The 12,099-nt window shown below is 74.4% G+C and carries 8 protein-coding genes; 7 read left to right on the top strand and 1 reads right to left on the bottom strand.

Features of this window, described 5'->3' with window-relative positions:
* Nucleotides 1-56 precede the first annotated feature (56 nt).
* Nucleotides 57-548 (top strand): nuclear transport factor 2 family protein, encoded by a 492-nt coding sequence (locus BLR90_RS10455; RefSeq protein ID WP_091025117.1) that lies wholly within the window; start codon nt 57-59, stop codon nt 546-548.
* Nucleotides 549-611: 63 nt separating this feature from the next.
* A complete protein-coding gene (locus BLR90_RS10450; protein ID WP_091025116.1) occupies nt 612-1,100 on the top strand; it encodes a PGPGW domain-containing protein in 489 nt (162 codons plus the stop codon).
* Between the two features lie 12 nt (nt 1,101-1,112).
* On the opposite strand, the gene BLR90_RS10445 is transcribed toward BLR90_RS10450, so the two are convergent.
* Nucleotides 1,113-1,598 (bottom strand): cupin domain-containing protein, encoded by a 486-nt coding sequence (locus BLR90_RS10445; RefSeq protein WP_091025115.1) that lies wholly within the window; start codon nt 1,596-1,598, stop codon nt 1,113-1,115.
* Between the two features lie 75 nt (nt 1,599-1,673).
* Here BLR90_RS10445 and BLR90_RS10440 point away from each other — a divergent pair, with 75 nt between their 5' ends.
* Genes BLR90_RS10440 through recD form a run of 5 tightly spaced genes read left to right on the top strand, consistent with a single transcriptional unit; the run spans nt 1,674 to nt 12,099 of the window.
* Complete coding sequence (locus tag BLR90_RS10440; protein ID WP_091025114.1) at nt 1,674-3,020, top strand: MFS transporter; 1,347 nt, start codon at nt 1,674-1,676, stop codon at nt 3,018-3,020.
* Complete coding sequence (locus BLR90_RS10435) at nt 3,017-3,625, top strand: hypothetical protein (RefSeq protein ID WP_091025113.1); 609 nt, start codon at nt 3,017-3,019, stop codon at nt 3,623-3,625. The genes BLR90_RS10440 and BLR90_RS10435 overlap by 4 nt, the downstream gene beginning before the upstream one ends.
* A 37-nt stretch (nt 3,626-3,662) precedes the next feature.
* Nucleotides 3,663-6,998, top strand: a complete 3,336-nt coding sequence (gene recC, locus BLR90_RS10430) for an exodeoxyribonuclease V subunit gamma (protein WP_091025112.1) — start codon at nt 3,663-3,665, stop codon at nt 6,996-6,998.
* Nucleotides 6,995-10,336 (top strand): UvrD-helicase domain-containing protein, encoded by a 3,342-nt coding sequence (locus tag BLR90_RS10425; protein WP_091025111.1) that lies wholly within the window; start codon nt 6,995-6,997, stop codon nt 10,334-10,336. The genes recC and BLR90_RS10425 overlap by 4 nt, the downstream gene beginning before the upstream one ends.
* Nucleotides 10,333-12,099 (top strand): exodeoxyribonuclease V subunit alpha, encoded by a 1,767-nt coding sequence (gene recD, locus BLR90_RS10420; RefSeq protein ID WP_091025110.1) that lies wholly within the window; start codon nt 10,333-10,335, stop codon nt 12,097-12,099. The genes BLR90_RS10425 and recD overlap by 4 nt, the downstream gene beginning before the upstream one ends.

The following is a 12,099-nucleotide window of genomic DNA, read 5'->3' as shown; positions in this document are numbered from 1 at the left end:
CGTTCCTGTGCCCTGAGCCACTAGAACCTGTTCTCGTTCCTTGGTTGGATGTGGCCATGACCTTCAGCGCCGACGAGATCACCGAGGCCTACGCCGCCATGCACGCCCGGGTGCAGGAGCACGCGCGCACCGGCGACTGGGACGACTTCGCGCTGAGCTTCACCGAGGACGCGGAGTACGTCGAGCACGCGTTCGGCACCTTCCGTGGCCGCGACGCCATCCGGGAGTGGTCGGTCGCCACGATGACGTCGTTCCCCGGCGGGGCGATGACCGGCTTCCCGCTGGCCTGGCAGGTGGTCGACGCGCCGACCTCGCGGCTGATCTGCGAGGTGCGCAACCTGATGCCCGACCCCGGCGACGGCTCGGTGCACGAGGCGTCCAACCTGACGATCATGACCTACGCCGGCGACGGACTCTTCAGCCGCGAGGAGGACATCTACAACCCGCTGCGCTTCATGCGGATGTCGCTGCGGTGGGCGAAGGTGGCCGAGGCGCACGGCACCCTCAGCGACGAGGGGCGGGCCTACGTCGCCCAGTTCGGGGGGTAGCCCGGGGGTCGACCCAGGGTCAACCCGGATGCCTGGGTTGGTCGGCTCTGGAATGCTCGCCACATGAAGACGGCCAAGCGCATCGGGGTGGAGGCCGTCGGCTGGCTGCTCGTGGTGGCCGGCATCGCCGCCCTCGTGCTCCCCGGGCCCGGGCTGCTGATGGTCTTCGGCGGGCTCGCGATCCTGTCCCAGCAGTACGAATGGGCGGAGCGCCGGCTGGCGCCGATCAAGTTCCGCGCGCTCAAGGGCGCTGCCGAGAGCGTCGAGACCATCCCCCGGGTGGTCGCCTCCGTGACCGGGGCACTCCTCCTGTTCGCCGCCGGTGGCCTCTGGATCTGGTCCCCGCCGTCACCGGAGTGGTGGCCGGTCTCCGACTCGTGGTGGCTGCCCGGTGGGCTCGCCACCGCGGGCACCCAGATCGTGTCCGCGTTCATCGCGCTGGCGCTGATCGTCTACAGCTACCGCCGATTCCACGGCGACGCCGATGCCGTCGCCCGGCTCGAGGCCGACCTCGAGCGCGCCGACGAGGAAGCCCACTGGGGCGACGACTGACCCGCTCCCCGGTCAATCCAGGATGGCGGCCGGAGCGCCGGTGCGGAACAGCGTGGAGATGTAGAGCACCACCGGAGTGGCGTCCTTGTTGGCCGCGTGGTGGGTCATGTTCGGCTGCTCGACGATCCACATCCCGGGCTTGAGCCGGGCGGTCTGGCCCGCCGCGACCCGGCGTACGACCCGGGGGTCGTCGGAGGGTCCGGTGTGGACGACCACCGACGACGTCTCGACCGTGTAGGTGAGGACGCCGGTCTCGACATAGGCGATCTGGGTGCCCGGGTGGTGGTGTGACGCGAGCTTGGCGCCGGGCATCACGGTGACCCGGTTGAGCCCGAGGGTCCGGTCGGCAGCCCCCTTCGGGGCGTCGTCCTGGGCCAGCAGTTCGCGGACCACGACCACCGGCTCGGGGTCCTCGGCGGCGGCGCTCCAGCCGACCCCCACTCCCGAGGCGACCAGGGCGACGGCAGCGGCGGGGGCGAGCAGGCTCTTGAGGTTCATGCTGCGCAACCTAGGGGATGGACCCGGCGTTTCGTCGTGGAATCCACCCGCGCGGCCGCCTGACAAGATGGCCGCGTGCGTCGCGCCGTGGGTCCCCTGCTCGCCGTGACCGTGGCGCTGGTGCTCGCGGACTCGGCGGTGGTGACGCTCGCCCTGCCCGACATCCTCCAGGAGCTGGACGCCACCGTCGGCCAGGTCGCGTGGGTGCTGATCTCGTTCAACCTCGTGCTCGGGCTCTGCGCGGTGCCGACTGCGATGGGTCTGGTGCGGGTCCCGCCGCGGATCTTCGCCGCCGTCGGGATCGCGGTGTTCGCCGGCGCCTCGGCCTGGTGCGCGGTCGCGGGCTCGATCGACATGCTGATCACGGCCCGGTGCGTGCAGGCGGTCGGCGGGGCGCTGGCGCTGGTCGGCTGCCTGGAGCTCATGGTCGCCGACTGGGGCGAGCGCCGCGGGGTGGCGGCCTGGGTGACCGCCGGAGTGGTCGGTACGGCGGCCGGCCCGGTCGCGGGCGGGCTGCTGACGGAGGCGTTCTCGTGGGAGGCGATCTTCGTGGTGCAGGTGCCGTTCGCGGCGCTGGCGGTGCCGGCGGCGCTCGCCGTACGCGCCGTACCGGACCTGACGCCGGACCGGCACCGTCCGGCGGTACGCCCGAACCTCACCCTCGCCCTGCTGTCGGCGGCACTCACGGCGGCGCTGTTCCTGCTGGTACTGCTCCTGGTCGAGGGCTGGAGCCGCTCGCCGGCGACCGCCGCCCTCACCGTGTCGGTCGTGCCGGTCGCGGCGCTGGCCTCCAGCCCGCTCGCGCGCCTGCTGCGGCCCTCGCCCGAGGTCGAGGCGGCGGTGGGCTGCTTCCTGGTCGCCGGGGGGCTCGTCGGGCTGGGGCTCCTCCCGTCGTCTCACCTGCTCTGGACGGTCGCGCCGCAGGCGCTGGTCGGCCTCGGGCTCGGCCTGACCGTCGACCGGCTGACGGCCCAGGCGTTGGACCTGCGCTTGCCGCGCGCGCGGCACGCGGGGTGGACGATCGGTGCCCGGCACCTCGGCGTGGTCGTGGGACTCGCGATCCTGACGCCGGTCTTCACCTCGGACCTCCGCGACGCCGAGGTGCCCGCCCAGGAGGCGATCACCTCCCTGGTGATCGACGCACCGCTGAAGCCGGAGGACAAGATCGAGCTGGTGGAGGCACTCGGCGACGAGCTGTCGCAGCAGCAGGGCCAGGTCCCCGACCTGCACCGCGCCTTCGGGACGCTGGACCTCGACACGGCTGAGGAGCGGGCGGCCGCGGCCGAGCTCGAGCGAGCCCTCGACTCGCAGCTGGAGCGGGCCGCCAACCGGGCCTTCCGCGACTCGTTCCTGATCGGCGGTGGCCTGGCGTTGGTGGCCCTGCTCGTCGTGGTCGCACCGCGCCGGCGGAGGTCGGCATGATCCGCCCGGGCGATGCCGGCCTGGCGGTGGCCGCGCTGGTCCTGGTCGGCGGGGTGCTGTCGGTCCAGGTCGCCCAGGGCGGCGGGTCGTTCGAGCCGCTGAAGACGGCCGACCCGTGCCTGGAGCGCATCGTCACCTCGCAGGCCGACGGCATCGACGGCCTCACCGAGCGGCTGGTGCTGATCGGCATCGACGAGGCCGCCTGCGCGCTCGGTGTCAGCCGCGAGGCGCTCACGCTCGAGCTCGGCCAGGGTGGGACCCGCACCGACGAGGAGGTCGACGCCCTGCGCGACGGCCTGACGGCCGCCGTACGGCGGATGGAGGACGACGGGACGCTGCCGCCCTCCTCGGAGCTGGTCGACGAGGCACTCGATAACGCGGACCTCAACCGCTTCCTCGAGATCGCGATCCGCGCGCTCCCGGACTCCGTCATCGACTCCGCCCTGAAGACCGACGACGTGCTCGTCCGGGCGATCGAGGACCTCGACCTGCGGGAGGTCCTGGCGGACCTCGACGACCAGGCGAGCCTCAACGCGCAGGTCGAGGCCGCGGTCACCCAGGCCGTGAAGGACTCGCTCGTCGACCGGGTGCAGGACCTGCTCTGACCGACCTGTCGGCACCCCGCACTAGGGTCGGCGGCAAATGACGCTCCAGCTCCACCGCGCGCCGCGCACCGACCAGCTCGCCGACGCCCTCGGCGAGCTGCTCGCGTCTCCGCTGGCCGACCCCTTCGCCGAGGAGGTCGTGGTGGTGCCCGCGAAGGGCGTGGAGCGGTGGCTGACCCAGCGGCTGTCGCACCGGCTCGGGGCCGGTCCGCGCGGCGGTGACGGGGTCTGCGCGGGGGTGCGGTTCCTCAACCCCCGCTCGCTGGTGAGCCTGCTGCTCGACCGCGAGCGCGACGACGTGTGGGACCCCGACCGGATGGTGTGGCCGCTGCTCGCGACCATCGACGACAGCCTCGACGAGCCGTGGTGCGCCACCCTCGCCGCCCACCTCGGCCACGGGCTCGAGGGCGACGAGCGGCTGCTGCGACGCAACCGCCGCTACTCCGTCGCCCGCCGCCTCGCCGGCCTCTTCGCGTCCTACGCCGTCCAGAGGCCGCAGCTCGTCACCGACTGGCGCGAGGGGCGTGACACCGACGGCGTCGGCCGTGAGCTCGACCCCGACCTCGCGTGGCAGCCCCAGCTGTGGCGACGGCTGCTCGAGCGGGTCGACGCCGAGCCGCCCGACGTACGACACGAGCGGACGCTCGGGCTCCTGGCCGCCGGCGGCGACGGGCTCGACCTGCCGCCGCGGCTGTCGCTGTTCGGCCACACCCGGCTGCCGGTCACCGAGGTGGCGCTGCTGCGCGCGCTCGGCGAGCACCGCGACGTCCACCTCTGGCTGCCGCAGCCCTCGCCGGCGCTGTGGGACGCGCTGACCGGGGCGGGCGGGGTCGTCGCGCGCGCCGACGACACCTCCGCCGACCTGGTCGACCACCCGCTGCTCGCGTCGCTGGGGCGCGACACCCGCGAGCTGCGCCGGGTCCTCGACGGGTTGGACGGCCCGTCGGTCCCCACCAGCGCCATCCCGGAGAGCGACACCATGCTCGGCTGGCTCCAGGCCGACCTGCGCGCCAACCGTGCTCCCGACCCGGCCACGCGAGCCCTGCGGGTGCACCGGGTCGACGACCGCAGCCTCCAGATCCACGCCTGCCACGGCCCCGCCCGCCAGATCGACGTGCTCCGCGAGGTGCTGGTCGGGCTGCTCCAGGACGACCCGACGCTCGAGCCCCGCGACATCGTCGTGATGTGTCCTGACATCGAGACCTACGCGCCACTGATCTCGGCCGGGTTCGGCCTGGCCGACGTGGTGGAGAGCAGCGACGAGGACGGCCACCCGGCCCACCGACTGCGGGTCCGGCTCGCCGACCGCGCGCTCAGCAGCACCAACCCTCTGCTGGGGGTCGCCGCGAGCCTGGTCGAGCTGGCCGGTGGGCGGGTGACGGCGAGCGAGGTGCTCGACCTGGCCGGCACCGAGCCGGTCCGGCTGCGGTTCGGGCTGACCGACGACCACCTCTCGCGGGTCGCCGGCTGGGTCGCGGAGGCCGGCATCCGGTGGGGTCTCGACGCCGCGCAACGGGCGTCGTTCGACATGCAGCAGTTCGAGCACAACACCTGGCGGGCCGGCCTCGACCGGATCCTGCTCGGGGTCGCCATGAGCGGCGACGACCACCACCACCTCGGTCGCGGGCTGCCCCTCGACGACGTGGGCAGCGACGACATCGACCTCGCCGGCCGGCTCGCCGAGCTGGTGCACCGGCTCGACACCTGCCTGCACGCGATGGATGACGCCGTCACCGTGGCCGACTGGATGGGCGCGTTGCGCGACGGCGTACGCGGCCTGGCCGAGGTGTCGGCCGACGACGCCTGGCAGCTGCCGCAGTTCGAGCGCGAGCTGGCGCGCGCAGCCGATGCCACCAGCGGCGCGAGCGGCAGCGGCGTCGAGCTCCGGCTCGCCGACGTACGCGCGATGCTGCACGCCCGGCTCGGCGGCCGGCCGACCCGCGCCAACTTCCGCACCGGCACGCTCACCGTCTGCACCATGGTCCCGATGCGGTCGGTGCCCCACCGCGTGGTCTGTCTGGTCGGCCTCGACGACGGCGACTTCCCCCGGGTCGGTGCGCTCGACGGCGACGACGCCCTGGCCCGGCGGCCCCTGACCGGCGAGCGCGACCCGCGCAGCGAGGACCGCCAGCTGCTGCTCGACGCCGTGCTCGCCGCGGGCGAGACGCTGGTCATCACCTACACCGGCGCCAACGAGCACTCCGGCGCCGGCCGGCCACCCGCCGTACCCCTCGGCGAGATCCTCGACGCAGCCGACCGCACGTCGTCGGCGCCCGTACTCGAGGCGGTCTGCCTGCACCACCCGCTCCAGCCCCACGACGTCCGCAACTTCGCGGCCGGCCGGCTGGCGGGGGAGCGACCCTTCAGCTTCGACCGGGCAGCGCTGTCCGGTGCCCGGGCCGCCGTGGGCGAGCGGCACCCGGTGCCGCCGTTCCTGGAGGGCAACCTGCCCGACCGCGGTGCCCCCGACGTCACGCTGCTCGACCTCAAGGCGTTCTTCACCCACCCGGTGCGCACGTTCCTGCGCCAACGCCTGGTCGTCTCGGCGCCGCTCGACGCCGACGAGGTCGGCGACGCGATCCCGATCGACCTCGACGCGCTCGAGCTGTGGGGCGTCGGTGACCGGCTGCTGCGCGAGGTGATGGCCGGCGCCGACCCGACCTCGGTGATGCTCGCCGAGCAGCTGCGCGGCACCCTCCCGCCCGGTGGCCTCGGCACCCGTGCCCTCACGAAGGTGGTCGAGGAGTCCCAGAAGCTGCTCGCCCGCACCACCGACCTGCGCGCGGGGGAGGCGCGGTCGGTCGACGTCGACATCGACCTGGGCGACGGTCGCCGGCTCACGGGCACCGTCCCCGGCGTCCACGGCAACAAGCTGGTCTCCCTCGGCTACTCCCGGCTCAAGGCCAAGCAGCGGCTGATGACCTGGATCGACCTGCTCGCGCTGAGCGCCGGTCATCCCGACGAGCATTGGACGTCCCACGCCGTCGGCCGCGACAAGGCCGGACCCAAGCGCGCGCTGGCCGGCCCTCTCGACCACCGGGCCGTCGACTGGCTGCGCCGGCTGGTCGAGCTGCGCGACCTCGGCCTGCGCGGCCCCCTGCCCGCCTCCATCCAGACCGCGCACGCCTGGGCGGAGGCGCACCAGCTCGAGCTGCGCGGCAACGACCGGCCGCCGGCGGCCGCCGCCGCGCGCGAGTGGGTCACCGACCCCAACAACAGCTGGGGCATCACCGGCGAGGACGACGACCCCTCCCACATCCAGGTCTACGGCGAGCGCGCGCCGCTCTCCCTGCTGCTCGATGCCGGCCTGGCGACCCACGCCTGGGCGATCTGGGAGCCGGTGCTGAAGCACGAACGGGTGGGGCCGCTGTGAGCCTCGACGACGCGTTCGACATCCGCGACCCGCTGCCGACCGGCACCACCCTGCTCGAGGCGAGCGCCGGCACCGGCAAGACCTGGACCATCGGGGCGCTCGTGACCAGGTACGTCGCCGAGGGGGTCGCCTGCCTCGACCAGATGCTGGTGGTGACGTTCGGGCGCGCGGCCAGCCAGGAGCTGCGCGAGCGGGTGCGTGCCCAGCTGGTCGAGGCCGAGCGCGCGCTGGCCGCCGAGCCGCTGCTGCCGGTCGAGCCCTCCGACCTGGTCGACCTGCTGCTCGACTGCGACGACGCTGAGCGGGTGCTCCGCCGCCGCCGGGTCACCACCGCCCTGGCGACGTTCGACGCCGCGACGATCGCGACCACCCACCAGTTCTGCAGCCTGGTGCTCGACTCGCTCGGCGTCGCCGGCGACACCGACTCCCAGGCCCGGCTGGTCGAGGACCTCGACGAGCTCCTGGGCGAGGTGGTCGACGACCTCTACCTCCGCGCGTTCGCCTACGCCGGCGACGACCCGGTCTTCTCCCGCGACGAGGCCCTCGCCATCGCCCGTACGGCGGTCGGTGACCCGCAGGCCGAGCTCCACCCGCCCGACGACGACCCGGTGACGCCGGCGGGCCGGCGGGTGCGTTTCGCGCGGGCGGTGCGCGACGAGATGGAGCAGCGCAAGCGCCGGCTCGGGGTGCTCTCCTACGACGACCTGCTCAGCCAGCTCGCCGACGCCCTCGAGTCGCCCGACGCCCCGGCCCGCGCGCGGATGCGCCAGCGCTGGCAGATCGTGCTCGTCGACGAGTTCCAGGACACCGACCCGGTGCAGTGGAAGGTCCTCGACCGGGCGTTCACCGGCCACGCCACGATGGTGCTGATCGGCGACCCCAAGCAGGCGATCTACGCGTTCCGCGGCGGCGACGTCACGACCTACCTCGACGCGGCGGCGACCGCCACCACCCGCAAGACGCTGCCGGTCAACTGGCGCAGCGACCAGGCGCTGCTCGGGTCGTTCCAGACCGTGCTCGCCGGCGCCGAGCTCGGCGACCCGCGGATCCTCGTCCACGACGTGACCGCGCGCCACGAGGGCACCCGGCTGGCCGGCGCGCCCCACGACGCGCCGTTCCGGCTGCGCGTCGTACGACGTGAGCAGTTCGAGAAGCGCGGCAGCAACCCGCTCACGGTCGCGCAGGTGCGGCCCCACGTCGCCCGCGACCTGGCGCTCGACATCCGGGCCCTGCTCGCTTCGGGCGCGACGTTCGACGGCCGGCCGATCGAGCCGCGCGACGTGGCGGTGATCAGCTACCGCCACTTCGACCTCGACGCCTGCCGCCGTGCCCTGCAAGAGGTCGGTGTCCCGGCCGTGATCGCCGGCGGCGGCAGCGTGTTCGCCACCGCGGCGGCGGTCGAGTGGCTCGAGCTGCTCGAGGGCATGGAGATGCCCCACCGCAGCGCGCGAGTGCGCACCGCCGCGCTGACCTGCTTCGTCGGCCACACCGCGCGCGAGCTCGACGAGGGCGGCGACCGGCTGACCGACGACGTCGCCGACCTGCTGCGCTCCTACGCCGACGTGCTGGCCCGCCGCGGTGTGGCCGCGGTCCTCGAGGCCGCCACGACCGCAGGGCTGCCCACCCGGGTGCTCTCCCAGGTCGGCGGCGAGCGCCTGCTCACCGACCTGCGCCACATCGGCGAGGCGCTCCACGAGGTGGCGCTCACCGAGCGCCTCGGGCTGGTCGCCCTGCTCGCGTGGCTGCGACTCCAGGTGGCCGAGGGCCGCGGCGGTCGCGGCACCGAGCGCACCCGCCGGCTCGACTCCGACGCGGCCGCGGTGCAGCTGGTGACGATCCACGCCAGCAAGGGCCTCGAATACCCCGTTATCTACCTGCCCGCCCTCGCCGACCGCAACCTGCCCAAGCCGTCGACCCCGCTCTTCCACGACGCCGAGCACCAACGCTGCGTCGACGTCGGCGGGCCGACCGGCTCCACCTGGAACGACGCCGTACACCGCTGGCGAGACGAGGAGGCCGGCGAGTGGCTGCGGCTGCTCTACGTCGCGATCACCCGCGCGCAGTCGCAGGTGGTGTGCTGGTGGGCGCCGACGCGCAACACCCCGGCCTCGCCGCTGCAGCGGATGATCCAGGGCCGGCGCCCCGGGCTCGCGACGGTGCCCGACGAGTTCGCCAACCGCACCGACGACGAGGCGGCGGAGTTCTTCGCCCGCTGGCAGGCGGCCGGTGGCCCGACGCCCGAGCCCGCCGAGCACATCGAGCCCGGTGCCGAGCCGCCGCGCGAGGAGACGCCACCGCTGGCGGTGCGCGACTTCACCCGCGGGGTCGACGTCACCTGGCGCCGCACCTCCTACTCCTCACTCTCCGCGGTCGAGGTCACCGCCGCCCCGAGCGGCGGCGTCGCGAGCGAGCCCGAGGTGGAGGCCAAGGACGACGAGGCGATGGGCGCCGACCCGGTGGTCACCGCCGTGCCCGAGGAGGCGTCGGTGCCGTCGCGGATGGCCGACCTGCCGGTCGGGGCGACGTTCGGCTCGCTCGTGCACGCCGTGCTCGAGCACACCGACCCCGACGCCGCCGACCTGCGCGCGGAGATCCTCGGCCACCTCGACGAGCAGCTGGTCTGGTGGCCGGTCGAGCTCGACCGCGATGAGCTGGCCGACGCGCTGGTGGCTGTGTGCGACTCGTCGCTCGGCTCGTTCGCGGGGGGAGCGACGCTGCGGCAGATCCCGCTGCGCGACCGGCTGCGCGAGCTCGACTTCGAGCTGCCCCTCGCCGGCGGCGACCTCGCCCACCCGCGGGCCGGCGACACGCGGGTGCGGCTCGGCGACCTCGCGCCCCTGCTGCGCCGTCACCTGCCCGAGGGCGACCCGGTGCGCGGCTACGCCGACGCGCTGGAGAGCCCGGCGCTCGGCGACCAGGCGCTGCTCGGCTACCTCACGGGCTCGGTCGACGTGGTGCTGCGGCTGCCCGGCCCGCGGTTCCTGATCGTCGACTACAAGACCAACTGGCTCGGCCCGCGCGACGAGCCGCTGACCGCCCACGCCTACCGGCCCGAGGCGCTCGACGGCGCGATGGCGCACTCCGACTACCCGCTCCAGGCGCTGCTCTACGCCGCCGTGCTCCACCGCTTCCTGCGCTGGCGTCAGCCCGGCTACGACCCGGAGCAGCACCTCGGTGGCGTGCTCTACCTCTACCTCCGCGGCATGTGCGGCCCCGAGACCCCGCTCGTCGACGGCGAGCCCTGCGGGGTCTTCGCATGGCGCCCGCCGGTCGCCCTGGTCGAGGCGCTCTCCGACCTGCTCGACGGGGCTCTGCCGAACGGGAGGGGCCGCACATGACCGAGCTCTTCGAGCCCACGAGCGAGCGCGACCGACGGCTTGTCACCGGCGCCGCCGGACTCCTCGGCGCTTTCAACGTCGCCGGCGTGGTCGAGGCGTCCGACGTCCACGTGGCCGCCCGCCTCGGCTCCCTCGGCGGCGAGCCCGACGAGAGCGTGCTGCTCGCGGTCGCGCTCACCGTGCGCGCCGTACGCCGGGGCTCGGTGTGCCTCGACCTGGCGACCGTGCCCGCGCTCGACCCCGCCCTCCCGTGGCCGGAGCCGGCGGCCTGGGCGCAGGCCGTGGCGGCCAGCCCGCTGACGACCGCCGGGGTCGTCCGCCTCGACCACGGCCTGCTCTACCTCGATCGCTACCACCGCCTCGAGAGCCAGGTGTGCGACGACCTGGTCGCGCGCGCCCAGCAGGATGCCCCTGCGGTCGATGAGGCCTCGCTGGCCGCGGCGCTCGAGCGGCTGCGCGACCCGCACTTCAGCGACGAGCAGCGCGACGCCGCCGTGCGCGCGGTCCGGCAGTGGACGACGGTGCTCACCGGCGGGCCCGGCACGGGCAAGACCTCGACGGTCGCCCGGATCCTCGCGCTCCTCGCCGACCAGGCCCGCGCCAACGACGAGCGGATCTCGATCGCGCTGGCCGCGCCGACCGGCAAGGCCGCGGCCCGGCTCCAGGACGCCGTCGCCGAGGCCGTCGCCGGTCTCGACCCGGACGACCGCGAGTGGGTCGCCCGCACCGACGCGATGACGCTGCACCGGCTGCTCGGCTGGCGTCCCGACAACCGCACCCGCTTCCGCCACGACCGCACCAACCGGCTCAAGTACGACGTGGTCGTGGTCGACGAGTCCTCGATGGTCGAGCTCACGATGATGGCGCGGCTGCTCGACGCGGTGCGGCTGCGCAGCCGGCTGGTCCTGCTCGGCGACCCGCGCCAGCTCACCTCGGTGGGCGCCGGCGCGGTGTTGTCCGACCTGGTCGCCGGCTACGACGGCGACCCCGCCTCACCGGTCGCGAGCCTGCTGGTCAACCACCGCTCGGTCGCCGACATCCAGACGCTCGCCGAGGCGCTGCGCGCCGGTGACGCCGACGGCGTGCTCACCGCGCTGCGTGCCCACTCCGAGCACGTCGACTTCGTCGAGACCGACGACGCCGAGTCGGCGCTGCGCGACGACGCCGTGGCCGCCGCACTCGACATCCGCGCCGCGGCCGTCGCCGGCGATGCCGAGGCCGCCGTGGCGGCGCTCGACCGGCACCGCCTGCTGTGTGCGCACCGCGAGGGACCCTTCGGCGTACGACGCTGGAACACGCAGATCGAGCGCTGGCTCGGGGAGGCGCTCGGCCAGAGCATCTACACCGACTGGTACGCCGGCCGGCCGATCCTGGTGACCACCAACGACCACACGCTGGAGGTCTACAACGGCGAGACCGGCGTCGCGGTGCTCGAGGAGGGGCGGCTGCGCGCCTACATCGCGGGCGCCGGCGGGCTCAAGGGCTTCGCGCCGGGGCGGCTCGACGCGATCGAGACGATGCACGCGATGACCATCCACAAGAGCCAAGGCAGCCAGGCCGATCGGGTGACCGTGCTGCTCCCGGAGGCGGGCTCGCGGCTGCTCACGCGCGAGCTGTTCTACACCGCGGTGACCCGCGCCCAGCGCCACGTGCGGGTGGTCGGCTCCGAGGCCGCCGTACGCGCGGCGGTCGAGACGCAGGCCCAGCGGGCCACCGGTCTCAGGCAGCGTTTGCGAAACCGGGGCGCAACACCGCCGGGCTAG

Origin of the sequence: Nocardioides szechwanensis (assembly GCF_900103935.1) — a bacterium.
Taxonomy (GTDB): domain Bacteria; phylum Actinomycetota; class Actinomycetes; order Propionibacteriales; family Nocardioidaceae; genus Nocardioides; species Nocardioides szechwanensis.
The sequence above is the reverse complement of the archived record's forward strand: the minus strand, read 5'-3'. Positions and strand labels throughout refer to the sequence as shown.

What these genes read in the sequence shown, in the direction of transcription:
- BLR90_RS10455 (WP_091025117.1), top strand. Translation starts at nt 57, where the DNA reads ATGACCTTCAGCGCCGACGAGATCACCGAGGCCTACGCCGCCATGCAC.
- BLR90_RS10450 (WP_091025116.1), top strand. Translation starts at nt 612, where the DNA reads ATGAAGACGGCCAAGCGCATCGGGGTGGAGGCCGTCGGCTGGCTGCTC.
- BLR90_RS10445 (WP_091025115.1), bottom strand. Translation starts at nt 1,598, where the DNA reads ATGAACCTCAAGAGCCTGCTCGCCCCCGCCGCTGCCGTCGCCCTGGTC.
- BLR90_RS10435 (WP_091025113.1), top strand. Translation starts at nt 3,017, where the DNA reads ATGATCCGCCCGGGCGATGCCGGCCTGGCGGTGGCCGCGCTGGTCCTG.
- recC (WP_091025112.1), top strand. Translation starts at nt 3,663, where the DNA reads ATGACGCTCCAGCTCCACCGCGCGCCGCGCACCGACCAGCTCGCCGAC.
- recD (WP_091025110.1), top strand. Translation starts at nt 10,333, where the DNA reads ATGACCGAGCTCTTCGAGCCCACGAGCGAGCGCGACCGACGGCTTGTC.